Below are 25,608 nucleotides of genomic sequence, written 5' to 3'. Positions count from 1 at the left end.
TGCAACCTTCTGCTTTCTGGAACTCGTTACGGCTATGATGCCAAAAAATTGGGAGCAAGGCGGTCCAGAGTTCGTTACACGTTAGCCCCGTGCCTTGCGGAACACGTTACGGCTATGATGCCAAGAAAGACCAACTCTGACATAAATTCCCGGGCCTAGAGGTGTGTCAGAGTCGGCTTGTATGTAACCTTCTGCTTTCTGAACCACGTTACGGCTCTAATACCAAGAAAACACATTAGTTAAACCCATTACCACCAATTTTTATGAAAACGACCATGGAAGCCGTCAGATTTATATGAGTGCGGGTTTGTGCTAAAATAAGGCTATTATTATTAGCGAATGAAAACAGAGGACTTAGAATGAACGGTTTTTTCTCAAGGGATAACTCACCCGAATTTTTAAGAAATAAACGATTGCGCGGCTTGGCGCTCTTTATCATGTGCTTGTCCCTGATCGGCGTTGTGATGGCCTTCATCTTCTCGTGGATCCTGGGTGTTGCGTTCCTGGTACTGATTATCGTCAGTTCCGTGTTCGCGTTTAATACCATGAATGAGATCAGCGCCGACATGAACCGGTATATCGCTGACCTGTCATTTCGAATCAATCGAGGTGAACAGGAGGCACTGATCGACATGCCGGTCGGGGTCATGATGTTTGGTGACAACGATGCCATTGAATGGGTGAACCCATACCTGCAGCGCTATTTTGGCGACGAGACGGTGCTGAGTCGACGGTTAAACGACGTTGACCCTGAACTGGAACAACTCATCGAAGCCCATGCGTCGGATGAGCATGCCCAAACAGTGACGTGGCGGGAACGGCAATTTTCGTTTCTCGTCCAAAAAGATGTTCGGGCCGTCTACCTCATGGAAGTGACCCACTTTGCGCAGATTCAATCGCGGTACGACAACGAACGGCTGGCCATTGGGCAGGTCTTTTTGGATAACTACGACGAAATAACGCAATCCATGACTGACCAGGACGTGTCGAACCTGCGAAACTACGTGACAAACGAACTCTCCGTTTGGGCGCAAAAATTTGGCATGTACCTCAAACATCTGGATGACGATCACTTCTTGGTCTTTCTCTATGCCAAGTCGCTGACGGCCATTGAAGAGGATAAATTCAGCATTCTGGACACTATCCGGGAGAACACTTCCAAGCAAAACTTCCCACTGACCCTCAGTATGGGGATCGCGTATGGTGGCGCTGACTTAGCCAAACTTGCTGATCAGGCACAGTCCAATTTGGACTTGGCACTGGGTCGAGGCGGTGACCAGGTCGTTGTCCGTGCGCAGGACGAGGAAGCGCGGTTCTATGGCGGCAAGACTAACCCGATGGAGAAACGGACACGAGTTCGGGCACGGATGATTTCCCAAGCGCTGCAAGAATTGATGTCGCAAGCTGATACCATTTTTGTTCAGGGACATCAGCAGCCTGATATGGACGCCATTGGGGCCTGCATGGGGATTCGCCGGATCGCGCAAATGAATGGCAAGGAATGCTACATCGTTTTAGACCAGGAAAAAATTCACTCGGATGTCCAGCGGCTCATGGTCGCTACCAAGGATTATCCCGAGATCGCTGACGCCATCATCACGCCTGATGAGGCGCTCAACAAGGTGACCAAGCAGTCCATGCTGGTCATGGTCGACCACTCCAAGACGTCGCTGTCCATCTCACCTGAGCTGTATGAGCGGCTGGAAAACCGGACTGTGATCATCGACCATCACCGGCGGGGTGAAGAGTTCCCTGAAAACCCAATGTTGGTCTACATCGAGCCCTACGCCAGCTCAACGTGTGAGTTGATTACTGAAATGTTTGAATACCAGTCACAGGAAAGCGAACCAGTTAATAAGATCGAAGCCACTGCAATGTTGACGGGGATCTTTATTGATACGAAGTCGTTCTCATTGCGGACGGGGTCTCGGACGTTTGACGCGGCCAGTTATTTACGGTCAGCCGGTGCCGACCTGGTTCAAATGCAGCAGTTTATGAAGGAAAACGTGGACAGTTATCTGCAACGGAATCACTTGATCGAGCTGGTTGAATTTATCAATGGCGACCTCGCAGTGGTTACCGGTGAAGAAGACCAAATCTATGATTCCGTGACGGCTGCCCAAGCAGCGGATTCATTGTTAAACATGTCGGGCATCGATGCGTCGTTTGTCATTACAAAACGTGATGACGGCCGAATCGGGATTTCTGCTCGAAGCACGGGTCAGCTGAACGTTCAAATTATTATGGAAAAGATGGGCGGCGGCGGTCACCTATCCAGCGGTGCGACACAGATTTCAGACAGTACCGTCAGTGATGTTAAACAGCAATTAGTCGCCATTTTAAACGGCGAAGACGAAGAAGAACCGACTCCCGAAAAGGAGTAGGTTCTCTTTAGTTAGGATTTATGATAGAGTATTTAATGAGGCCCAATTTGGGCGATATGAGGCGGTCAAATAGACCGTCCTTAAAAGGAGGACTTACCTGTGAAAGTTATCTTTTTACAAGACGTCCGCGGTAAAGGTAAACGCGGTGAAGTCAAAGACATGCCAGACGGCTATGCCCAAAACTTTTTAATTAAGCAAAACAAGGCCAAAGCCGCCACTTCAGCAGCCATGAGCCAATTAAAGGGTCAGCAACGTGCCGAAGAAAAGCGCGAAGAAGAAGACCGTGAAGAAGCCGTGAAACTGAAGGCCGTTTTGGAAGACAAGAAGACTGTTGTTCAACTGACAGCTAAGGCTGGAACGGATGATCGTTTGTTCGGTGCCATCTCCAGCAAGCAATTGATCCAAGCCCTCGACAAGCAATTTGGCATCACCATCAACAAGCACAAGCTTGAGATGAAAGAACCAATTAAGATGCTTGGGTACATTAACGTGCCGGTTAAGCTGTACAAAGATGTAACAGGAACCATTCGGGTGCACGTTGACGAAAAGTAGCGTTACCGGTGGGATGCACCAAAACGGTTAGTCCAAATAGAGAAAGTTTGTGTTTCATTGACGGGGTCGACGGCAAAGCCTATGGTTGGTTGTCGTGGCCCCGTTTAGTAGTAGAGTGTGGAGCAAGCCGGTTAGGGGGGCGGAGTGTAAGTAACTCTGGGCAGAAAAGTCTGGTTCTGACTTTTTTGACCAGAGTTGCTTACACAGTAGCCCCCTGGCTTGCGGAACACGTTTCGGCCACGTAGCCTAAACGTGTTCCAGGAGGCAAGGGGCTACTGCATAAGCAACTTCCGACACAAAATCCAAGACCGGGATTTTCTGTCGAAAGTCGCTTATGCTCCGCCCCTTAACCGCCTCCTTCCACACTCTTCCCCAAAGGAAATCAGGTGAATTCAAATGAGTGAAGGGTTACGTGATCAAACACCACCACAAAATATCGAGGCTGAAAAAGCTGTTCTCGGGGCGATCTTTTTAAATGGTGATGCCTTAGTCGACGCTATGGAATTAGTCCAGGCAGACGACTTTTATCGGCGTGCGCACCAGCTGATCTTTCAGGTCATGGTAGATTTAAATGACCGGGATGAGGCCATTGATGCCGTGACCGTTTCCGATGAGTTAAAACGGCAGAATCAGCTTGAAGACGTTGGCGGCATGACCTATATTGCCGAGTTGGCTTCGTCTGTGCCAACGGCGTCTAACGTTGGGTACTACGCAAAGATCATCGGTGAAAAAGCCACGCTGCGTCGGCTGATTCAGACGGCAACGAAGATCGTTACGGATGGGTATGCTGAAGATGAGTCCGTGGATGATATCATCGATGGTGCCGAACAAGCCATTATGAACGTCTCTGAGGCGCGTAGTCAGGCCGGCTTTAAGATCATTAAGGACGTGCTGAACAACACCTTTGAAGAGATCGATAAGCTCTCTCAGCAGGGGGATACCGTTACGGGTCTGTCTACTGGGTATAAGGACCTGGACGACATGACCACCGGGTTGCATGAAGATGAATTAATGATCCTAGCTGCCCGGCCAGCCGTTGGGAAGACCGCGTTTGCGTTAAACATTGCGCAAAACGTTGGAACGAAGACGGATAAAGCAGTTGCTATTTTCAGTTTGGAAATGAGTGCTGAGTCATTGGTCAGCCGGATGCTTTGTGCGGAAGGCAGTATCAACGCCAACCATTTGCGGACTGGACAACTAGAAGAAAATGAGTGGCAAAATTTGATCGTGGCAATGGGTAGTTTATCCAAAGCGAAGATCTTTATCGATGATACGGCTGGTATTAAGATGTCTGAAATTCGGGCAAAATGTCGGCGATTGGATAAGGAGCAAAACGGAAACTTAGGGTTAGTTGTGGTCGATTATCTGCAACTGATCGAAAGTTCCGGTGCTGAAAACCGGCAACAGGAAGTTTCTGCAATTTCCCGGCAGTTAAAGAAACTGGCCAAGGAATTACACGTGCCGGTTATCGCGCTGTCACAACTGTCTCGTGGTGTTGAACAACGGCAGGATAAACGACCTGTGCTGTCAGATATTCGTGAATCAGGATCAATTGAACAAGATGCGGACATCGTGTCGTTCCTGTATCGTGATGACTATTACGAGCGGGACGGCGATGACGATGATGATAACGACGGCGGCGGACAAGATGACGAGACCCAAGATGTGGGTGAAGTTGAAGTCATTATCGAAAAAAACCGTTCGGGTCCACGTGGGACGGTGAAGCTGTTGTTTGTGAAGTCGTTTAATAAGTTCTCTTCGGTGGCTTATACGCCAGAAGGGTAGAGTGTGGAAGAAGGCGGTTAGGGGGCGGAGCAGAAGTAACTTTGACCGAAAAAGGCTGTTCCTTGCCTTTTTTGGTCGAAGTTGCTTCTGCAGTAGCCCCCTGCCTTCTGGAACACGTTTCAGCTCAAGGCTAATAGAAGGTGGCTGCCAGTAGCAATTCGTAGCAATCATACTGGTTTGGATTTTGTGCCGGAAGTTGCTTAGGTGCAACTCCTTGCCTTCTGGAACACGTTTCAGCTCGAGGCTAATAGAAAGTAGCTGCCACCATCACTCATTAAAAAAGACCCACAATCACTTCCCACAATACAATAATCTACGCAAAACAAACCGAGCATGATTTAAATCATGCTCGGTTTTTCTATACTTATGTATCAGATTAGATAAATGATTGACCTGATTTGGGGTTCGGTGTTGGAAAGTAGGGGGTTATCAAACAGTAGAAAATGTCAGTCGTTCGGGATGTTGAGTGGTTGGTATGGTTATTTTGAATTAGAGACTACAAGGGTTCCGATGTCATTTGCGCGCTGCTGTCCTCGAGCCGAAACGTGCGACACGGGGCAAGGAGTTGCACCTAGGGGACTTCGCCCATGAAAGCCAGGCCCGGGCTTTCATGGATAAAGTCCCCTAGGCTCCACTCCTTAACCGCCCCTGGTTCTGCACTCTACAAAAAAGACCCACCGTTAGGGGACGGTGGGTCTAGGGGGGAGTGGATAACGCTATTTTTTAGTTTTCACTGTTTAGGGGGAGAAAAAACATGAAAACATCGCTATCTATTTTAAGGGGTAGTCAACTATCTTGGTAATTGACTATATCTATATAATAAAGAAAAAATATGATAAAAGTATGAATTTTTTGATAAAGTTGTTAAAGATTTGGTAAAGGCTTTTGACAAGTAAAGTGATAACAGCTACGGATGCCTGTTATACCGGTGTTTATCGGTGCTCATTTTTATTTGAACGATAAGAAATTTTTTCTTGATTTTTATCGTATTCACACGATATTTCATGATTTGTTTTTATAAATGAGACACTGTGTTGCATTTCGTCGCAAAAATGAAAGCGTGAAAGTGAGACTTTGTTCTAACATTTTGATTGATGAGTCAAATACTTTTGGTAATTAAGTGTTTCACGTGAAACATTTTGGTGGTTGCTTGGCAGCTTGGCCGAAACGAGTTGCAGAAAGCAAAAGGTTGCACACAAAAGGACTCTGGCAAAAATTCCAAGCCCAGGAATTCTCACCAGAGTCCTTTTGTGCTCCACCTTCTGAACGCTTTCCTCCACTCTCTACGAATGCTGTTCCGCAACCGATTCCTTATCCTCTTCAGGATGGTCCGGTTTCGTCATCCAAGCTGTAAAGCGTGGCATTTTGTTGGTATAGAAACTAACGAATCGCCCTGTCAAAATAGCCGTAATCGCAGTTCCTTCACGGATACCAGACAGGGAGTGACGGAAGATCAGTGCTAAGACCGCTGCTATGAGCATCATCGTAATGTCTTGGCGCACCTTGATTGTTGGAAATGGCGTGTGCGTGACGAGACTAATTGCGGCGGTGAGTCCTTCGCCAGACATGATGATTGCCTGCGAGTTGACTTCCAGATACACCCCAAAGGATAGGAGCAGAATACTAATGGCGGTGAAGAAAAGCTGCCACCAGTAAGTGGTCATCGGCAGAAAACTGAATAATTTAACGAACCCATCGATGAAGAAGCCAAATACGATGCCCGGAATGAGTTGCAGGATGTTCTGCCATGAAAATTGTCGGCGTAAAATGAAGGCTTCGAGTACGATCAGTAAGATCATGAACACAATTGTCAACTGGCCTAACGTAAAGCCCGTGATGATACTGGTGACATTGGGAATACTGGAAATTGGTGACGTCCCTAATTGCGCTAACCGTGACAACCCAACGCCAGCTGACATAAAGGTGATCCCAAAAAATAAGAGTAGAAAATGTTTCACTATTGCACGCACGAAAAGACTCCTTTGAATTGAATGGATTTAGTTCTTAGTATTTTGAAGGGCTTCATAGACCTTCTGCAACTGATCTGAAAAGGCCGTTTGGTCGATCTCTGGATGCTGTGTGAAAAATGAGTCCCACCAGCTGATCATGGTGTGCTTCAAGCGCTCTGCGGCCCGAATGCCTGCCGGTGTGAGATTAATGCGGTTGACTCGTTTATCAGTCGTATCACTGGTTCGTGTCACGAGTTTTTGCTGGGAGAGCTTACGCAGATCACGCGCTAATAAACTCGGGTCAATAACCATTTCAGTCGCAATTTCACGTTGAACCAGGTTCGGATTATCGTAAATGAATAGCAACAAGTCACTCTGAGTGGCGCGAACATCTAAACCTGCAATCTGTTGGTTAAATTCAGTTTTTGAATGCCGGTAAATACCAGCAATGAATTTGCTTAATGAGTAAAGCGGCATCTAATCGTCCTCCTTTTGTGGACATGTCCATTAAATACCTAATAACTGTTAGCTGTCAACCAATTTCATTCACAAAGTGCGGTTGAAAGCTTGGGAAACATGCCGTTATCTACGTTATGGTTTGTTAAATTGGGGGTTTCCGATAGCGTTATCGGCGGTTATTTTCAGTGTGATGGCAATCGAGCGCACAAGTTTATTTTAAAAAATATTGCCAGGCCGAGTGCCTTACTGCCCCAGTCGCTTTCTAGTCATTCGGAGGATCCCCAGTAAAATTAATTTATTAAAATTAGTTGACAGTTTCTCATCTTCGGGGTTATGCTACATGCAACATTTCAAATACGACAACTTGACTAACCCAATGGAGTAACGTCATAGCTTTACTTAGAGAGTATCGGTACGGTGAAAAGATACTAAAACTACGATGAGAAAGATTGCGTTGAACAACTTCACTTTTCGAGGTGAACTGGGTGCACCCATTATCGTGCCGCGTATCGCAGAGCGAGTCTGCCGTACGTTGGAGGAATCAGTTGCGAGACTGATTTGAAAAAAGGTGGTACCACGTGAAAACGTCCTTTGGTCTTTGAGACCAGAGGGCGTTTTTCGTTGTCGTAGAAAATGCATAGTAGATCAGACAAACAAATACATAATTTAAGGAGTGGTTATTATGAAGTATGGCATTATTGGCGCAGGTGCAATGGGATATCGGTACGGTGTCATGTTACAAGAAAACGCCGGCGTAGATGTTGACTTTATTGATACTTGGGAACCAAACGTTGAACAGGTTCGTAGCCAAGGCGGTGTTTCTGTAGCCCGTGACCACGAAAATCGGCATATCGTGCCAATCAATATTTACTACCCTGAAGAATACACCGGTCATCCAGATGTTTGGATCGTCTTTAAAAAACAAATGCAACTTGCGGAGGAACTTGACCGCGATAACAAGGCTGGCATCTTCCACGATGACCAGTACGTCTTCTCAGCCATGAACGGCATGGGACACTTTGAAAAAATTGCTGACTACTTCCCAGCAGACCACATCGTTTGTGGGAGCGCCATGATCGCCACCCGGATGGATGGCCCAGCAAACGTTGACTTCATGGGCGCCGTTGATTCAGAACAGATGCACATGGCGCGTTACAACAACGAAAAACCAGACGAAACAGTTCAGGCCATTTTCGATGACTTCACTCAGGCAAAATTAGGGCCGATCTTCTCCGACGAATGGAAGGGCATGTGCATGTCCAAGGTCGTTTTCAACGCCGTTACGAACACCCTTTGTACCATGTTTGAAATGCAAATGGGGCAGTTCATTGAGTACGATGGTGTCCGTGAAATGTCTGAGCAACTCTTCAACGAAGCGTTTGATGCCTGCGAACGAGCTGGTATTCACTTAATTGAGACCCGGCAACAAGAAACGGATTCTGTGATCACGGTTTCTAAAGCGTACAAGTATCACTACCCATCAATGTACCAAGACTTTTCAAAAGGTCGCCCAACCGAAGTGGATTACATCAACGGGTACATCGCAAAGATCGGCCGCGAACATGACTACGTTTGCCGGACTCATGAGTTTGTGGTTCACGAAGTCCACATGGCCGAAATGATGCGTAAATATCACAAGCCTGCTGAAAACACAGCGGACGCACAGACAACAGAAAAGGCAGGCGCTCAAGCATGAACTATCACTACTCAGACCGTGTTCCAGAAAGCGACGAAGACCCCGTCGGCAACATTTTGAAGGTGGCGGGTTCTGACAAGATCATCTCATTTGCAGGTGGCCTGCCAGCACCGGAATTATTTCCAGTTGACGAACTTAAAAAAGTAACTGATGAGGTCTACGATGAATCTGGCCGAGCCGCGCTGCAGTACAGTGTTGCCAACGGGTTACCTGAGCTTCGCGAGCAGATCGTTAAGCGGATGGTCAAGTCCAACATTCACACGACGGCAGACAACATTATTATTACCACCGGGTCGCAGCAATCCATCGATCTCACCGCGAAGATGTTTGTGAACCCCGGCGATACGGTGATCGTTGAACAACCGACCTACCTGTGTGCCTTGGATGTCTTTCGGACCTATGGCGCCCACTTAGTTGGCGTTGAGATGGACGACGACGGGATGAAGATTGATGCGTTGGAGCAGGCCTTAGTTGCCAACCCGAACACCAAGTTTATCTACACCATTCCAAGTTTCCAGAACCCAACCGGTCGGACAATGCCGTTTGACCGACGTCAGAAAATGATTGAAATTGCTAAAAAGTATGACGTGATCATCCTTGAAGACGACCCATACGGCGCCATCCGTTACGCTGGTGACGACGTTGCGCCGATCAAGAGTATTGACGATGACGAGCGCGTGATCTACATGAGCACCTTCTCGAAGATCTTAGCCCCTGGGTTGCGGATCGGTTGGATCGTTGCCGAAAAGAAACTTGTTAAGAAGTTTACGTTAATGAAACAATCCGCCGACGTGCACTCCGACAATTTGACACAGCACATCATCGCTAAATTCATGGGTGAATACAACATTGATGACCATATTGCGAAAATTAAAGCCGTTTACCGCGAACGCGAAGGGGTCATGATGGATGCCATCGAGACCTATTTCCCAAAGGGTGTGCACTACAGTCATCCTGAAGGCGGGCTGTTTATCTGGGTCGAGGTGCCTGGTGACATTAACACCCAAGACCTCTTTAATACCTGCATCAAAAATGATGTGGCGTTTGTCCCCGGTGAACCGTTCTACGCCGACAAGGTCATTCCTGGGACGTTCCGCTTGAATTACTCCAACATGACCGACGAGAAGATCGTAACTGGGATTCAGCGGCTTGGCAAAGCGATTGAGCAGACCATTGCTTCTCAGAAGGTTGAGCAAGGGGCATAGGTCCTCTATGTCCGTTGCATTCCGCAATTTGGCACTCCGTGTGGTGGCTCGCGATGAAGCTAATTCGATTTCTGCTGCGCAGCTCTCGAATGGATCTCCATCGACTCGCACATCAGTAACCGACCCAAGAACGGTCGCTAACTGATGTCGACACCACAGCTCCGTGCCAAATTGCTGCATTCCACTCATATTGAGCTTACAGTGTACTGTTAGTTAAGTATCTTAATAGCTTTGACCCTAGTTTGCAGAGAATCCGCCCTCGACTGCTGATTAGGTTATCGATAGCAATGCTTCATACTAGTCTCTAATTAGGTGGTATCTTTTAATTAATAGTCTCAAAAAAGCAATGTTGCAGTGTCATCAATTATGAACCTTGTCCACAATTGCAGTGATACTGCATCTATCCACGAACACAAAAAAATGCGTTCATCGTCATTCTGAAAATGATCGATGAACGCATTTTTTTATTATTGTTTATTTTGATGTGCCTGCTGGTGGTCGTCGCGGTTTTCTTGGTGCTCCTGATGGTTCCGATTGTTGTTTCGATTGCCGTTGCCGTTGATCTTCATCCACTTAGCCAGCGCTCCGTCCGAAATATTGAATTCAGTTTTCGCTTGCTCAGAAAATTTTATCCAGGCGGCATGCTGTTTATCGCGGTCGTGGCCGGACTGACGCTGTTCGATTTGGAAGGTTCTGATCAACCGGCGAAACGCACGCTTTTGCGGCGCTGGTAACGCCAGGAACTTTTGCTGGTCCTGGGCTTCCATTTGGTCGATCTGTTGAAACTCTTCCTGTTCGCGGGTGTGGGAGAAGAACGACCAAAGTGGGATGAACAGGTAGAAGCCGAGGGCAATTTCTGGGAAGAAGTAGCCGAGGCCGATGATCACGATGTAGATCACCCACGAGTTCCAAACGGTCGACCCGAATATCGTTTTATAAATCTGGGTCATGGTGGCTTTATCCGTGTATTTGGCTTGAATGATAGTTCGTGAGATCCAACTGAAGATAAATGAGATCAGCAGGCTTAGGCCGCCGTATAGCATCACGTTATCTGAGTTGGTCACGGTCGTCATTAATCTGGTAAATGCTGGCATTAACGACATCAAGAATAGCAGAATCAGATCAAACACGATGACGCGGTTCGCCACCGTTTCAGCTTCGTTAAAGACCAGGGCGTGCTGGTACCACAAGTTTGCTATGAAACAAAAACTGACCAGATAGATGCCGATAGATTTAAAAAGTTGCGGATAGTCGACCACGCCGTTATGAATGTCGAGCGGCAACGACATGACCATGATGGTGATATTGATGGCAATTACCGCGTCTGCAAAGACATCCAGCCGTTCTTTGAGTTTGGCTTTCAAGCAGATTCGCCTCCCCTTAGGTTATTTTTCTTCTATTATATCCCTGTTTTGCGCCACTTATCTTTGTTTTTGACCACTTGTCCGTAAATCCTTTCATTCTGGGACGTGGTTCGCTAGACTCAAGAGTGAAGCCTAGGATAGGAAAGAAGGGACAGCCATGAACGTCGTCTTTAATATTGCTGAGCAGATCCTGCGGCCATTTATTACGATCAACGCCGCTAAGGAGACGCCTGACTTGGTTCACCTCGCAAAGACCATTGATCAGCTTGCCAACCACCTGACGATTACGGGGACTCAGGATAAGCGGCAGCGGCCATTGTCGGTGTACCAAATTAGTCGGTTCTATACTGAAGACAAGCACGTGGTTTGTGAAACGGATGATGGGGTGTATCGGATATCGGAGCGGTTATATGAATTGAAGGAACTGTTGCCAGAGGGTCTGTTTGTTCAGGTCTCAAGCAGCGAACTCGTCGCCGTTGCCAGCATTCGTGATTTTGAACTCACACCAACGGGGAGTTATCAGGTCAACCTAACGACGGGCGAACGGACCTTTGCGTCCCGGCGGTGCATGCGACAGTTAAGAGAGGGGCTTTTAAAATGAAACGAACGATCCTGAGTCGTGTCATCATTGGCGTTGTCGTCGGCGTCTTTATTGGGTTTATGATCGCAATGGGGATTTCATTGGCTTACCGAGCACCCATTTTCATGCCATCATCAACCAGCTTTGTAAATCACTTTTCGTCCAGTTTAATGGCCACGGCCGCCTCAATCGGGCTATGGGCATTAATGGGAATTGTGTTTGCCGTTGGCGCCCTAGTCTTTGAGGTGGAACGCTGGAGCATTACCCGCCAAACGGTCACGAATTTCATTATCACGTACGTGCTGTTTACGCCGCTCGCGGTGCTTGCAGGGTGGTTTCCAATCTCACCCCTATGGTCGTGGCTGCTGTCCTTCACGATTGAATTTATCGTCATTTACGTCATCATGTGGGTGACGTCCATGCGGGTCGCAAGAGCGTCTGTTCGGCGGTTGAATGCGTTGTTGAATCAAACTAAAAAATGAAATGAAACGACCCGCCAAGGCTTATGTGAAGGTGACCTTGGCGGGTCGTTTTTGGAAATTGATGTCGTTAGCGGGAGGTGAAACGGTATAATGCGTAGAACAGGGTCAAACAACTATGCTTTTAGAAAGTCAGGGTCCTGAAATTCTGGATTCGGGTAGTGGTAGAACCCTTCCCCGGATTCGATGCCCAGTTTGCCGTCATCTAAACGTTGCTGTAGTTTGGCTTTGATAGCCGCTGCAATTTTGCCATCCGGATCCCCAGCTTGTGCAAGCGGCACGGTGATAGCAGTTCGGGTGCCAATCATATCGAGGATCGCAAAGGGCCCCATCGGCGCACCGGTCGCAATCATCCACGTTTTATCAATCGTATGGGGGTCCGCAACATCGGTCGCCCAGAGGGACATTCCGGCCACCATTAACGGGGTCAACATCGAATTTAAAACATAACCTGGCTGCTCTTTTTTGAGCTGAATCGGCACCATGCCCATGTTCTTCGCGAAGGTCACAACATCTTGGTACACAGCACTGTTCGTTTTTGGAGAGCCCATGATTTCTGCAGTGTTATTGACCCAGATATGGTTCGCAAAATGCATGTTTAAGAAGCGTTCAGGACGGCCAGTTGCCTCCGCAAATTGGCTGGGCAGCATGGTTGACGAGTTGCTGGCAAAGATGGCTGTGTCAGGCGCTGAGTTGCCGATCTGGTTGTAGAAGGTCGTTTTCATGGCCGCATTTTCTGGGATGGCTTCAATGACGAGATCGGCGTGGCTAACAGTGCTGTCGATATCGTCAGTATAGTTAAGGTGCGCCAAGCCGTTATCGAAATCACTGTCGGTAACGTTGAGGTCCTGTTTGTACCCGCCTCTCAGCGCTGTGATTCGATTCTTTGCAGCAGTCAGTGCCTGCTGGTTAATATCGTAGAGTGTGACATTGAAGGCTTTAAAAGCTGCTTGATAAGCGATTTGACTCCCTAAGACACCGCCACCGGCAACCGTTACGTTTTGAATGTTCATGTTTGAGGTGATCCTTTCATTAAATGAACGCCATTATTTGACTTGAATCTCGCGAGTCGCCAACAGTTTTTGACCATTATTAAAGAAGATATTTTTCTTTAATTCCGGAGAAACCAGATCCGTTTCATCTAGCTGTTTTGCCAGCGTTGCAACGGTTGATTCAGGTGTGTAAGGATAGTCGGCCCCGTAAAGCAGTCGGTTGGGATCAGCCATCTGCAACAGTGTTGGCAGTTGATAAGGCAAGGTTGCACCAGCGACGTCAAAGTAGACCTTACCCATAATCGTCATCATGTCTTCTCGCGGTACCTCTTGCTTCAGGGCAGAAGCACCGATGGTGATACGCTGTGCAATGATTGGCAGTAGGGCACCAGCATGCGGGATGATCCAGGTAATGTCCGGGTAGCGGCTGAAAATCCGATTTTCAGACATGTTGGCAACGGCTCGAGTCGTGTCAAAGAAGAACGCCATCAACGGGATGGCGGTTTTTTGATTGGCTGAGGAAGTGATCGGGTTGGGCTGGGTCGGATGAATCGCAATCAGGGCGTGGTTGGTGTTTAAGGCATCCATAACCGGATCCAACCGGCTGTCACCGAGGTAGACGCCCCGAGAGTTTGTTTCCAGAACGAACCCGGTTGCTTGGTCATCCTTCACGGCCGTTTCGACTGCTTTGACACTCTCGTCAATATATGGGAGCGGCAGGGAGGCCATAAAGCCGAGCTGGTCGGGGTACAGGCGGGAAAAATCACGGCCAAATTCATTCACTTCTTGGGCGAGTTCGGCTGTTTCCGTTGCATCATCCGAGTGAACCTGCGGACTTGAAATGGACAATAGTGAGTATCGAATATCTTGGTTGGCCATCATTTCTAGCGCGTCATCAACTGACCATGATGGGGTGGCTACCCCATCACCCATGCTGTTATAGTGCTTGGCCAGGTGGTCGACGAAGCCTGGTGAGAGATAGTGAGAATGAAAATCAATCTTTTTCATATAAAAAGACCCTCCTTTTTTTAACCATTCTAGTGACTGAATGGAGAAAAAGGGAGAGCCAGTATTTTCGATTGTGTCCCAGATCAGGCGAGCTTGAATAGTGTGGCAAAATCCAAGCCATAGCTGGTTAAAACAGCGGTCGTCAGCTGCGTTAATTGCGCGGCCATTTCCTGTGGCGGGGTCGGATCATCGGTGCGGATCCAGTTCACAGCGACACCGATGTGCGCCGAAATAATGTAGGCGGACACGGTTGTAATTGGCACATTTGGCTGGTTGATCTTGGCTAAAATTGCCCGGTAATTTGCCATGCCAGAGTCGACCATCTTCTGAGTGAACCCGCTCCACCGGTCATTGACAATGAAGGCTTTAAACGCCTTACGATAGGTTTGGTAGTGCTCAAAATACTTGGTGTAAAACGAGAGCGGCGTTTCTAGGTGATAGGTGGGTTCGTTATCTTTGCCCAGCAGATAGGCCATTGCCCAGTCGTAGAACGCATACTTATCCTCATAATGGCGGTAGAACGTGGATTTAGACAGTCCTGCACGCTTAATCAAGAGGCGCGTACTGAGTTTATCGAGGTCGTTATCGTCGACCAGGACAGTGAGCGCATCTAGGAGCTGCAAGTCGCTTTTACGGGTTTTGAGTGCTGGCAAAATGGTGGGCCTCGTTTCCGGTGGCAGAGTCGTTTAGTTAAATGACCATCTTTCACTCATTGTAGCTAAAATTGCGGCCAACGGGAAGCGGGAGGATCGCTGAGTCGCAAAATGGACGTTTGTTTTTGCAGCACACCACTGCAGTCGATAATGAGACTTGTCTATTTTGCGGTCTGGTTGTGACGTAATAGTTGTTCACCATTTTGATACAAAATGGCTGCTTTAGTTGATGCAGATAAGAGTGGTGTCGTTTCAAGTAGTTGGCTCATTTGAGTGACTGCGGGCGCTGGTGTGTACGGGTAGTCAGCACCATAAAGGAGTTTACTGGAATCAGCCATCTGCATCAGTAAGGGCAGCTGATAGGGGAGAACCATGCCAGCGACATCGAAGTAGACATGGTTCATAACGGCCATGATGTCGTCTTGGGGGTGATCCTGACCGAAGGCGGCGGCACCTGCTGAAATACGCTGGGCAATCACTGGGAGCACTGCACCGGCGTGTGGTACAATCCAATTAATGTTTGGGAAACGGCTAAAAATTTGTCTCTCAGTCATATTGACAACTGTTCGGGTGGTGTCAAAGAAAAATTCCATTGATGCATCGGGGGTTAACTGATTAACTTCAGCATTTTCTGGTGTTGGTGCTTCGGAATGAATCGCAATCAGGGCGTTGTGGGCATTAAGTTCAGCCATGATTGGATCTAACCGGGGATCCCCGAGGTAAAGCCCATCAACGTTTGTTTTAAGGATAAATCCATCAGCGTTATCTTCATCGAGTGCTTCTTTGACCATCGCAACGCTTTCGTCAATATACGGCAGTGGGAGTGACGCCATAAAGCCTAATTTATCAGGATATGCTTGATGAAAATCACGGCCATACTGATTGGCTTCCCGCGCGAGATCAACGGTACTGGTCTCTTCGCCCGTGTACATTTCAGGGTTTGGGACGGACAGCAATGAATAGTCAATCTCTTGATCTGCCATCATCTTTAATGCCTGATCGATTGACCATGTTGGCATTCTGACCCCGCCGGCGAGACCAGATGCCTCTTGGTTGATAATATCTAATAGACCGGGGAACAAGTAATGTGAATGAAAATCAAGTTTTGTTGTCATGTTAATCAGCCTCCTAAATGCTTGATTGGTTTAATGCAGTAAGCATAGTCAGCTGGCAATTTTAGAACAAGGTGTAAAAAAATATCTGTACCTTTTTGGAGGAGAAAATGTCGAAATATTCAGATACCGATACCCTCATTATTGAGTCGGCTTTGCATTTGTTTGAAACACCGGGGGCTGGCAATATAACTGCCTTACAAGTTATCGATGCTGCTCACATTCACCGCAGTACTTTCTATCATCATTTTGCGACTTTTAATGATTTGGTAGCCGCAATGATGAATCGCGTTTTTCCCGACCCGCTTAACACAGATCTAAGGTTGTCAGAAAACATCGTTAACTTAGTTGAAACGATTGATAATAACCAGGTCCTGTTTCGACACTTGATGCAATTCCGCGGCAAATTTGAAGAAATTGTCAAGCAGCGTTTCGTGCTTGACGTTAATTTATGGACAAAAAATGTCGAGACAAACCCAGTGGCGGTCGAGCTGCTTTATGGGTGTGTGATTGGCATGATGGCCTCCTGGCTAAATAATCCTCAAATTAAGAAGAAGGATGTTTTGTTTTATTTTGAGCGTCTCGCGGATGCATTTCAGCTAGATATCACAGGATAAGTAAACTAACTGATATAAAAAGCGTGTGGCAAAAGACTGGGTTACTCCTAGAAAATAAGAGGCGCCAACTAAACCCCAAAATTGCCGGGTTTAGTTGGCGCCTTTTTATCATTTATTGATGATTTAGGCTAGTAGAGTGGCAGATAGTTTTTCAGCAAACGCTGATGGTTTTTGTGCATAGCCCAGATGGCCTCCTGGAATATCTGTAACGGGAACATTAATTTCCTTACTAATCTCATCATCAATTGTTTGCGGTAAAAAGCCTACTGAATCAGTACCGTTAAAAATGATGATTCTATTTTTATGCGCTTTAAATATTGACCAATCAATAACCTGTCCTGTATATTGTGCAGCTTCATATTTGAGCCAAAACATCATTGATTTCATTTTCATTGGATCTGGTTTAGCGTCCTTAGATAGATTCATCATTTGCGCATCAATAGGCTGAATGTGCATTTTATTTTCAAAAAAATTTGTTAGTGCATCAAAGTTACCTCCTAATGCTTCTTGAATCATTTGGGCGTATTGAGCATTTGATTTACCAGTTTTATCTATTACTGTATTAAGTGGAGTCTCATGAATTGCTACTCGATGGAAACGCTCAGGGTTTTTAATAAAAGCTTCTTCGGCTACGATTGATCCAGAAGACGTTCCCATAACATAAACTGGATTGTTGGGACTAAATTCATCAGCCAACGTGAAAACATCTTGAACATCAGCTTTGAGTCGATAATCACTGTTTGCGTTAGCGGCATCTGATGGCAAAGGAGGTGCAACAACAGTTCGACCGTAGCCGCGACGATCATACGTAATGACAGTAAAGTTGGTTTCTAATACTTTTGCCGCGGGAGTAAAAATATCACCTGTTCCATTTGCACCTGGGATTAGGATTAAGACCGGCCCGTTTCCATATTTTGTTACGTTCAACAATGATCCATCTTGCGTTTTAATTTCCATGTGATTACCTTCTTTGACTTTTAATAAGGATATTTTATGTCCTAATTTATCTTCAAGGAAGAACACTTTCAATGAGATGTGTTGCAATTATTTAGGGATTCCAAGTTGCTGGGCATACTTTCCCATTTTTGAAGTGGATGGTGGATTTGATTGATTAAGCCACCAATGAAAAAGGCTTATTTGTCCACCAATAAGAAATTCAGCTTGTATTTTAGGGGGTATGTCTGAAATGTTTTTTTTCAGAAGTAATGTATAGCGTCTTAGCACAAGAGAATGAAGTCGGATTATGAATTCTTTCCAGCCCTTTGTGGTAAGTATTGAACTTAATAACAGGCGATTTTTAGTTGCATACTGATAAAATTCTGTAAAATCAAGTTCGTCTTCAGGAGTCAGTATTACTTGACTTGAGATTTCCTCTAGCATCTGGTCTGACAACCATTCCGTAAAGTCATTTATATTATTGAAATGTCGATAGAATGTGGAACGATTTATCCCTGCAGTTCTAACTAGTGATTGAACAGTAATTCCAGATAACTCGAAAGTAGCTAATAGTTTTGCGAAAGCGTCTCTGAGTAAACTTAGGCTGAATTGTAATGAACTGTCCATAATATGGACCTCGATTCTCTGGGAAATTACATTCTATTATTCAAGTAGCACTGAAAAATGGTTTGGATTTTTGCTGGATGATTTCATAATATTTTGAGTGCTTGTAACCATTAACTTTTAGCGGGTGAGAACCACTTATCGTGCTGCTCACGGTGATAAGCGGTGTATTTGAAATGACCTTTAATGTATCTCGAATAACTATACGACCATGAGACTTTAATTTTGCTTTTACTACTAGTAATTACGCGTAGGTAGCGGTACTTAACGCCAGTTGGGTTCATAGGTGTTCCAGCAGTAGCATCTTTCATTCGAATAACGTACCCGTGGGAAATATGCCGGTAAAACGGATGAGTGAAAGTAGCAGTATCTGACATAACCAAGTATATATGAGACTTAGTAAATTGAGCATAAGTATACTTTTCATAACTAGCTTTCCAGAAACCACTATGAAGTGAAGCAGGCGTACCAGAATGCCATGTTGCAGCGTTGGCCTGTGTAGTTGTAGTATACATGCCGGTGCCGAAAATTCCTAAGGCTAAAGCTAAGCGAATTCCTTTAATCAAAAATACCATCTTCCTTTACTTTAATATCCTACAGTTCTAAGTATAGCTGGTGAAGAGGCATAAATAACCATGATTTGAGTGAAGGAAAAAAGCATCCGTTTGATAGATGCTTAACCGTTCATGACTGATGCTATTAAATTTTATTGGTGTCGTTTCGTGGCTACCAAAATGGCTACCATTGACTACTAAATTGGTCTAGCGTATGAAAAATGAACACAAAAAAATCAGCAATCACGGCGTTTAACGCGGTGTGTCTGCTGATTAGTGGTGTTGATATGATGGGCAGTCAGGGGTTTGAACCCAACTGAAACATAAACGCTATTAAACCAGTGCTTATGCGGTGTTTCATGTGAAACATTTTGTCCTTGGCTTACCAATTGGCTTACTTTTACTATGAAACGCTAAAAACGGCTAGTTCCTCCTGTATCTAAAACTTTTCGTTTTAACGTGGCACACGTGGCACACGTGGAAAAACGTTGATATAGCAACGCTTAAAAGTTCCTTGACGTGGCCCATTTGGTGGAACAACGTGGCACACTTAGTAAAAAGCACTTGAATATACTAAGCTTAAAAGCCTAAATAATTGGCCAACTTATTGGCCGCCTGCTGATTTTGGCCCTTAGTGACGTGCGTGTAAACATTCAAGGTCGTTGCAACGTCCTCATGGCCTAATCTGGTTTGCACTTCTTTAATGGTGGCACCAGCAGCAAACAAAGCGGAGGCGTGACTGTGTCGAAAACCATGTACGGTAATACTAGGGGTTAAGTGGTAATCAGCGATGATCTGTTTTAACCACTTACCCGGAGTATTAAGCGATTTAAAACCGTTCTTAGTGTTAGCAAAAATTAACTGATCTGGCTGTAACGTATTGAAGCCTAAGAATAAATAATATTCACGTTGCTGTTTATGCCAGCGTTGTAATATTTCTACCGTTGTATTGTCTAAGCTGACAGTGCGGCGGCCTTTTTTGTCTTAGGTGCTTGAATGATCTGCTTGCCATGTTTCCCTTGAGTGAGCGTTTTATTAACCTGCAAGGTCTTATGAACAAAATCAATATCTTGCCACGTAAGGGCTAAACACTCACCACGTCGCACGCCTGCAAACGCTAGTACCCGGAAGAGACAATACTTTTCGAGTTCCTTTTGCTGGTCAATGCAATTGAAGAACGTCTTGAGTTGATCACGATCCCAAAAGTTGTCAGGCTTATCACCCCAACTATCAGGTTTAACCGGCATTGTAATCATCTTAGCTGGATTATGTGTGATATAGCCATGTTTTAAACCATATTCAAAGATTGCTACTAGATAATTGTACCAACGCTTATAGTTATATGTGACTTCTTTAAACCATAGATTAACAGCACACTGGCACTGATTAACGGTGATAGTTCGTAGCCGTTTGTTACCAAATAACGGCAAGATGTGATTATCGAACATGCCAGCGGTACGTGCCCAAGTACTTTCACGAACGGTATTAATATACTGGTCATACCATTCATGGTAAACGTCAACAAAGATAATGTTATTATCAACTGGTAAAACTGTTTCTTGTTGTAACTCTACTTCAATTCTGGATAAGGCAATACGAGCAGCGCTTTTTGATTTAAAGCCCCGACGCCGAGTTGATTTCTTTTTGCCGGTTTGGGGATCAACACCTAAATAAACTTGAAACTGATAACGGGTATTCCCGTCCTTGTCCTGATATTTCTTGATTGTTGCCATTTATAATTTCCTCCATAACGTACCGTGCGGGGGCAGTGTTATGTAAGAAATATAGTTTTTATTGGTGTTTTCTTAATGTAACTTTACTATCGTTTTTAGTATCAACAAATGAATACACGTTTCCGCCGTTTCCATCATTTATAGAAACAGAAATATTTTCAGGAACGTTACCATCCCAATAATGTTGCAAATATATTTCAATACCTTGTTTGCAAATTGACATTTTGCTTTCTTTATCAAGAGACGACAACCATCTTTGTGATTTGGATTCTTGTTCTTTTACATTTTTATTTACAGCGCCATATGTTGAATAATCAATTGAAAAGAATGCCTTTTTGTTAGCAAGTGCAAGAAAAGTTATATAAAAAATGGTGTCTTCTTTGTCCATATTATACATAATGTTATTTTTTAGAGAATTATCCAATATAGACTTCTTAGTAGCTGCTGCGCGTATTGTCTTTTCTTTCATATTTTGAACATCAACATGGACAATATAACTATCAGAAACAATTTTAATTACATCGTTCGGTGTACAGGTCAAAAAGCGACATATTTTATCAAGAGTATCGAATTGGATACCTGTTGACACGTTTCTGCCTAATACTGATAGTGTGTTCATTGAAATACCAGTAGCCTTTGAAATGTCTGTCAGAGTAAAACCTTTTGATTTTGCCAGCTTTTTCAAATCTATTTTAATCAAAAACAATCACTTCCTTATATTTAGAATATACAACAACTTAATCTTGACTGCAAAGGGTAAAAAAAATAACTGCAAATGGTTTTTTTAGTTGAACCATACAGTAATTTATGTTACTGTTTAAATGTAATAGAGAAGAGGTGAACTTATATGAACAACATGGACAAAAGCTGGCTTACGTACCAGCAAGTGATGGAAGAGCTTCACATTGGTAGTGTGAATACAGTCTATAAGATGATTAATGACGGTTTAAAGGTAACTAGCATTGGTAGACTAAAACGCATTGAACGCAAAGAGCTAGATAAGTATTTAGCCTCAAAAACAATTTAATTGTACCGTGCGGGGGCAGAATAAATTTGAGGAGGTGATTTCATGATAGCAACAACAATTTTATGGGTAATCAAGTTTATGATTGTGTCGTTTGTTGGCAATGTGGCATTTAAGTTAATCAAGAACCCGCGTCGGTATTTTTGAGTGTGAGGTCAGTCGCATGGGAAAGTATACAAAAAAGACCTACTTTGCTTTGGACGACAGTAGGTCAGAAATCCATCAAAATATGCTTTCCCTTATTTTAGCATGAATAAGGAGAATGGAAAATGACAAATAAAGAATTAGTGGAACAATCTGAAAAACTAGCAACGGCGTGGGAATCATTGAGAGTAAGTATTGATAATTTATCAATGGCAATAGCTGTTGCGAAATATGATAGTGATTGGTGTGACTATTTCTTTAAAAGCGAGCAGTCAAGCAATCTTGAAAGTAATCTATCGAATATTGCTAGTGTGATGTTAGAAGTTAGTAATGACATTTGTTCCAAATATTAGGTGATTAATATGAATGATAAAATCAACCACCTAATCCAAGCCCTTGATTACGTAGACCACGGTTTCTCAATTTATCCATTGGTTGAGAATACCAAAGTCCCAATTAAAGGCACTCACGGATTTAATTCAGCTAGCAATGATTTAGTAACTATACGAAATTGGTACAACGAACATGCTTACAACATTGGTTTGAAATTAACCGATAAAAATATCTTTGTCGTTGATATGGACGTTGGCCACGAAAGTGGTTTTAACGGCATAGCGAGTTACCAGCAGTTATATAAGAAACATCATTTTCAACCGTTACCAAAAGATAGTTATATCGAACGAACGCCGTCAGGGGGACTGCATTGGTTTCTAAGTTACCCAAAGGGGTCACCAGTCAAAACTGTTCAATCGGCTTTTGGTAAAGATACAGGAATTGACATCATTACCAGAGGCGTACCAGTTTATCCCACCATGGTTAATAACAAGCGGTACCAGCCAATAGACGGCCGAACGCTTGCCGATGTTAAGCCGGCCCCTAAATGGCTAGTTGATATGTTGGCGGGACAGAAAGTGAACAGTGCGTCAGAACACGCCTATACCACCCGGCAAAAGAAGTATACCGGGCGTCTGCTAGATGAAATGGTGACCGGAACAACCCAAGGTAATCGCAATGCTTGGTTAACTAAAATTGCCGGTCGTATGTTTGGCGTCGGTGCTGATCCCAAGACAGTCTATAACATGCTGTCAGTGATAAATGATTCGTTTGTTGATCCAGCACTACCAAGCAAAGAGGTTAATGTGATTTTTCAATCTATTTTAAAACGAGAGAGTAAGGGGGTTCATTAATGGGTAAAGCAATGGATTTACCAGCAGAGACCCGAGAAACAGCCAACAATGTTATCAAAATGCAACGTGACGCCGATTGGACTAGTGAATTTAAGCAGGATTCTAACGGCGGTATAAAAACCAAGTCATTATATAATATTCGTTTGATTATGGAAAATGGTCCAATACTAAAAGGGTTGGTTGTATTTGATGAGTTCTCGGAGCAAATTGTAAAGACACCACAAACGGACGATCCATTATTTAAAAAAGGTTTTTGGAATGATGGCGACGATACCTTATTGAGAAGTTACCTTGAAGATCGTTACGATTTATTGTTCAGTAAGGAAAATATTACGGATACGGTAGTCACTGAATCTCGCTGTAAGCTAGTCAATCCGGTTAAAGAACGCATTGAAAAGGTTGCTTGGGACGGTAAGCCTCGTGCTGAACGTTACTTCATTGACTATTTAGGTGCCGAAGATAATCATTACACCCGAACCATTACTAAAAAATGGCTAACTGGCCTTATTGCCCGCGTCTATGCTCCCGGCGTTAAATTTGAAATTGTGCCTATTCTTGAGGGAAGTCAGGGACTTGGCAAGAGTACAGCCGGTCGAAACCTTTACCCGGATAAGTTTAACGACACATTAAAAGGCATGGGGAAACAAAAAGACGATTACCAACAATTGCAAGGTAGTTGGGTAGTTGAGATTGCCGAGCTTTCAGCGATGAAAAAAACGGATATTGAGGGAATTAAAAATTTCATTAGTGCGCAATCTGATATTTACCGAAATAGTTATGGTCGCTATGCGTTGCCACACCCCCGTAAATGCGTTTTCATCGGGACAACCAACCAATCGGACTATTTGAAAGACGCCACCGGTGAGCGACGCTTCTTTCCAATCAAATGTGGCGTTAGTAAAGCCAAGTTAGATGTATGGCACCCGGACGAAAATTACATTCTTCAAGTTTTAGCGGAAGCCAAGTATTGGTTTGATAATGGTGAACTGCTATATCTGGATCAGGCGACCATGAAAGAGGCAAAGACGTATCAGATGGCTGCTGAAACTGTCGACCCCATGAAAGATGCCATTGAAGAATTTTTATCCATGGAAGTGCCTGTTGATTGGGAAAACATGAGTACCAGCTTGAAGCAAAGCTATGTTAGGGACTACGGCAGTGAATCGTCGTGGTTGTTGGCACAAGTTAGTGAGAAACGGACGCTTTTAAAACAAACGACTACGCGGGAAATTATGGCAGTTGTATTCTGCAAAACAGTGGATCGCTATTTAACCGGAAGAACTAATTCGGAAGCTAAGCGGATTAAGCTATTAATGGATAATATGGACGGGTGGAAGTCACAACGAATTAGAACTAACGGCAAGCAACCACACGGATATGTTAGAGAATTATAGCTAAAGTTTATAAACAACGTTGCAAAGAAAGTCAGTGTGCCACGTTGTTCCACCAAATGGGCCACGTCAAGGAACTTTTAAGCGTTGCTATATCAACGTTTTTTTACGTGTGCCACGTGTGCCACGTTAAAACGAAAAGTTTTAGATACAGGAGGAAAAGGAAAAATGAAAGTAATTTATCCAAGTTTAGTTGAGCAAGCTTTTGATCTTTATGTCAAACAATATGGGACGGTTCCCCCAAGTAAAGTTAACAAGTTGAAATCATATATTTACAAAGCCTTGGTGAAAAATGGTATTTTAGATCAAAATGGCAATTCAACTCAAAAAGCAAAGGATGATGGGTTAGTGGAAAGCTTTACTCCAAACAAAGATGGAGAATATGAGCCAGAAACTGTAAGAGATTTAAAGCTCATGTATCCAATGTATGCACAATTCAGTGACAATCACTTCATGAAATCAAGCCAAGGGTGGTTAGCTGACGCCTATGTTATCCGAAGTATTTCAAGCCAAGTCTTGAATAATCCTTTCAGCGATTAAGAACAACGTAAAAATGCGTACAAGATGTTGGAACAATTAGATGATTAATATACAGAAAGGATCTAACTATAATGATTAAAACAAAAACAATTGTCCAAATTACCGCACAGAATTTGGATCGAGCAATCAACAGAGAATTAACCAACCTAATTGATAGTGACAGTGTTATTGACATTAAGTTTTCAAGCAACGCATTTGGAAAAGACTTAGATTCTTCTTCTTCAGAATATTGCGCCATGATTATTTATAAGTGAGGTTAGTTAATGAAAGCCTATGATGTATCGCGTATGAAGCACCGCTGCCAATTCGGGGTATATGGTAATGGTGAGATGAACCCTAATACAGGTGCGCCCGTTCAGAAGTTTGTTCCGCAATTCTCACTATGGTTCGGTGAGTATAGCCAGACCATTAATCAGCAAATTACTCTAACCGGAGACAACCTGACAGATACGAAGATGATTGTGGTACGGCATAATGAGCAGGTTAATCAGCAGCAACTGGTTAAGATCGGTGACACCCTTTATCGGGTCAACAACGTAGCCGGTGATGATGAGGTTAACTCATTTGATGTCATCACATTGGTTCGCTACCAGAAGCGCGGGTAATAAATGAGAGGTCGTCTTTACAGGCGGCCTTTTGT

Annotated in this window: 26 protein-coding genes and 1 pseudogene; 15 read left to right on the top strand and 12 right to left on the bottom strand. The window is 44.5% G+C overall.

Going from position 1 to position 25,608, the window contains the following annotated elements; genetic code table 11:
* The first annotated feature begins 359 nt into the window (after positions 1–359).
* The 3 genes from AYR61_RS04570 (at position 360) to dnaB (ending at position 4,721) form a co-directional block, all read left to right on the top strand.
* On the top strand, positions 360–2,384 hold the full coding sequence (locus AYR61_RS04570; RefSeq protein ID WP_083215480.1) for a DHH family phosphoesterase: 2,025 nt from the start codon (positions 360–362) through the stop codon (positions 2,382–2,384).
* 99 nt (positions 2,385–2,483) lie between these two features.
* On the top strand, positions 2,484–2,936 hold the full coding sequence (gene rplI / locus AYR61_RS04565; RefSeq protein ID WP_065901876.1) for a 50S ribosomal protein L9: 453 nt from the start codon (positions 2,484–2,486) through the stop codon (positions 2,934–2,936).
* Between the two features lie 396 nt (positions 2,937–3,332).
* The gene (gene dnaB, locus AYR61_RS04560; protein ID WP_056987230.1) at positions 3,333–4,721 is read left to right on the top strand and encodes a replicative DNA helicase; all 1,389 of its coding nucleotides are present in this window, start codon (positions 3,333–3,335) and stop codon (positions 4,719–4,721) included.
* 1,283 nt (positions 4,722–6,004) lie between these two features.
* Here the strand turns inward: dnaB and AYR61_RS04555 are convergent.
* Positions 6,005–6,691, bottom strand: a complete 687-nt coding sequence (locus AYR61_RS04555; RefSeq protein WP_225353212.1) for a YczE/YyaS/YitT family protein — start codon at positions 6,689–6,691, stop codon at positions 6,005–6,007.
* Between the two features lie 27 nt (positions 6,692–6,718).
* Positions 6,719–7,147 (bottom strand): MarR family winged helix-turn-helix transcriptional regulator, encoded by a 429-nt coding sequence (locus AYR61_RS04550; RefSeq protein WP_054710706.1) that lies wholly within the window; start codon positions 7,145–7,147, stop codon positions 6,719–6,721.
* A 664-nt stretch (positions 7,148–7,811) separates the two neighbouring features.
* On the opposite strand from AYR61_RS04550, the gene AYR61_RS04545 reads away from it, so the two are divergent.
* Entirely contained in the window at positions 7,812–8,825 is a 1,014-nt protein-coding gene (locus tag AYR61_RS04545; RefSeq protein WP_065901874.1) for a ketopantoate reductase family protein, read from the top strand.
* Complete coding sequence (locus AYR61_RS04540) at positions 8,822–10,030, top strand: aminotransferase-like domain-containing protein (protein WP_065901872.1); 1,209 nt, start codon at positions 8,822–8,824, stop codon at positions 10,028–10,030. Before AYR61_RS04545 ends, AYR61_RS04540 begins: the two co-directional genes overlap by 4 nt.
* A 467-nt stretch (positions 10,031–10,497) precedes the next feature.
* Here the strand turns inward: AYR61_RS04540 and AYR61_RS04535 are convergent, their stop codons facing one another.
* Complete coding sequence (locus AYR61_RS04535; protein WP_065901870.1) at positions 10,498–11,394, bottom strand: TMEM175 family protein; 897 nt, start codon at positions 11,392–11,394, stop codon at positions 10,498–10,500.
* Positions 11,395–11,551: 157 nt separating this feature from the next.
* On the opposite strand from AYR61_RS04535, the gene AYR61_RS04530 reads away from it, so the two are divergent.
* Together AYR61_RS04530 and AYR61_RS04525 are read left to right on the top strand one after the other, a co-directional pair.
* The gene (locus AYR61_RS04530) at positions 11,552–11,995 is read left to right on the top strand and encodes a LytTR family DNA-binding domain-containing protein (RefSeq protein ID WP_054711974.1); all 444 of its coding nucleotides are present in this window, start codon (positions 11,552–11,554) and stop codon (positions 11,993–11,995) included.
* Positions 11,992–12,456, top strand: a complete 465-nt coding sequence (locus tag AYR61_RS04525) for a DUF3021 domain-containing protein (RefSeq protein WP_065901868.1) — start codon at positions 11,992–11,994, stop codon at positions 12,454–12,456. The genes AYR61_RS04530 and AYR61_RS04525 overlap by 4 nt, the downstream gene beginning before the upstream one ends.
* 113 nt (positions 12,457–12,569) lie before the next feature.
* Here AYR61_RS04525 and AYR61_RS04520 read toward each other — a convergent pair whose 3' ends face one another.
* From AYR61_RS04520 to AYR61_RS04505, 4 genes are all read right to left on the bottom strand, one after another.
* The gene (locus AYR61_RS04520; RefSeq protein WP_056987495.1) at positions 12,570–13,466 is read right to left on the bottom strand and encodes a 3-hydroxyacyl-CoA dehydrogenase; all 897 of its coding nucleotides are present in this window, start codon (positions 13,464–13,466) and stop codon (positions 12,570–12,572) included.
* Between the two features lie 33 nt (positions 13,467–13,499).
* Positions 13,500–14,453, bottom strand: a complete 954-nt coding sequence (locus AYR61_RS04515; RefSeq protein ID WP_065901866.1) for an amidohydrolase family protein — start codon at positions 14,451–14,453, stop codon at positions 13,500–13,502.
* An 83-nt stretch (positions 14,454–14,536) separates the two neighbouring features.
* Complete coding sequence (locus tag AYR61_RS04510) at positions 14,537–15,106, bottom strand: TetR/AcrR family transcriptional regulator (RefSeq protein WP_065901864.1); 570 nt, start codon at positions 15,104–15,106, stop codon at positions 14,537–14,539.
* 161 nt (positions 15,107–15,267) lie between these two features.
* Positions 15,268–16,221: an amidohydrolase family protein gene (locus AYR61_RS04505; RefSeq protein ID WP_065901862.1), complete on the bottom strand. Its 954-nt coding sequence runs from the start codon at positions 16,219–16,221 to the stop codon at positions 15,268–15,270.
* Between the two features lie 95 nt (positions 16,222–16,316).
* Between AYR61_RS04505 and AYR61_RS04500 the strand changes: the two genes are divergently transcribed.
* Entirely contained in the window at positions 16,317–16,835 is a 519-nt protein-coding gene (locus tag AYR61_RS04500) for a TetR/AcrR family transcriptional regulator (RefSeq protein ID WP_191982279.1), read from the top strand.
* Positions 16,836–16,958: 123 nt separating this feature from the next.
* Here the strand turns inward: AYR61_RS04500 and AYR61_RS04495 are convergent, their stop codons facing one another.
* The 5 genes and pseudogenes from AYR61_RS04495 to AYR61_RS04475 all read right to left on the bottom strand — a co-directional run bounded on the left by AYR61_RS04495 (position 16,959) and on the right by AYR61_RS04475 (position 21,382).
* On the bottom strand, positions 16,959–17,858 hold the full coding sequence (locus AYR61_RS04495; RefSeq protein ID WP_225356531.1) for an alpha/beta hydrolase: 900 nt from the start codon (positions 17,856–17,858) through the stop codon (positions 16,959–16,961).
* Between the two features lie 21 nt (positions 17,859–17,879).
* A complete protein-coding gene (locus AYR61_RS04490) occupies positions 17,880–18,398 on the bottom strand; it encodes a TetR/AcrR family transcriptional regulator (RefSeq protein WP_054711961.1) in 519 nt (172 codons plus the stop codon).
* Between the two features lie 110 nt (positions 18,399–18,508).
* Positions 18,509–18,961 (bottom strand): hypothetical protein, encoded by a 453-nt coding sequence (locus AYR61_RS04485; protein ID WP_054711959.1) that lies wholly within the window; start codon positions 18,959–18,961, stop codon positions 18,509–18,511.
* 567 nt (positions 18,962–19,528) lie between these two features.
* Positions 19,529–20,682 (bottom strand): annotated as a pseudogene (locus tag AYR61_RS04480) (site-specific integrase).
* Positions 20,683–20,740: 58 nt separating this feature from the next.
* A complete protein-coding gene (locus AYR61_RS04475) occupies positions 20,741–21,382 on the bottom strand; it encodes a helix-turn-helix domain-containing protein (protein WP_054711957.1) in 642 nt (213 codons plus the stop codon).
* A 147-nt stretch (positions 21,383–21,529) separates the two neighbouring features.
* Here AYR61_RS04475 and AYR61_RS04470 point away from each other — a divergent pair, with 147 nt between their 5' ends.
* From AYR61_RS04470 to AYR61_RS04440, 7 genes are all read left to right on the top strand, one after another.
* Positions 21,530–21,709 (top strand): helix-turn-helix domain-containing protein, encoded by a 180-nt coding sequence (locus AYR61_RS04470; protein ID WP_054711955.1) that lies wholly within the window; start codon positions 21,530–21,532, stop codon positions 21,707–21,709.
* Between the two features lie 266 nt (positions 21,710–21,975).
* Positions 21,976–22,203 (top strand): hypothetical protein, encoded by a 228-nt coding sequence (locus tag AYR61_RS04465; RefSeq protein WP_054711953.1) that lies wholly within the window; start codon positions 21,976–21,978, stop codon positions 22,201–22,203.
* A 9-nt stretch (positions 22,204–22,212) separates the two neighbouring features.
* Entirely contained in the window at positions 22,213–23,037 is an 825-nt protein-coding gene (locus AYR61_RS04460) for a bifunctional DNA primase/polymerase (protein ID WP_054711951.1), read from the top strand.
* Positions 23,037–24,431 carry a virulence-associated E family protein gene (locus tag AYR61_RS04455; protein ID WP_065901858.1) on the top strand — a complete coding sequence of 465 codons (1,395 nt, stop codon included), beginning with the start codon at positions 23,037–23,039 and terminating at the stop codon, positions 24,429–24,431. Before AYR61_RS04460 ends, AYR61_RS04455 begins: the two co-directional genes overlap by 1 nt.
* 165 nt (positions 24,432–24,596) lie before the next feature.
* Complete coding sequence (locus tag AYR61_RS04450; protein WP_065901857.1) at positions 24,597–24,968, top strand: hypothetical protein; 372 nt, start codon at positions 24,597–24,599, stop codon at positions 24,966–24,968.
* Between the two features lie 71 nt (positions 24,969–25,039).
* Positions 25,040–25,222, top strand: coding sequence for a sporulation protein Cse60 (locus tag AYR61_RS04445; RefSeq protein WP_054711946.1), 183 nt, complete (start codon positions 25,040–25,042; stop codon positions 25,220–25,222).
* 9 nt (positions 25,223–25,231) lie between these two features.
* Complete coding sequence (locus AYR61_RS04440; RefSeq protein WP_065901856.1) at positions 25,232–25,573, top strand: phage head closure protein; 342 nt, start codon at positions 25,232–25,234, stop codon at positions 25,571–25,573.
* The last annotated feature ends 35 nt before the right edge of the window (positions 25,574–25,608 follow it).

Source organism: Secundilactobacillus paracollinoides (genome assembly GCF_001702155.1).
GTDB classification, from domain to species: domain Bacteria; phylum Bacillota; class Bacilli; order Lactobacillales; family Lactobacillaceae; genus Secundilactobacillus; species Secundilactobacillus paracollinoides.
Note: the sequence above shows the minus strand (reverse complement) of the source record. Positions and strands in the feature narration are given on the sequence as shown.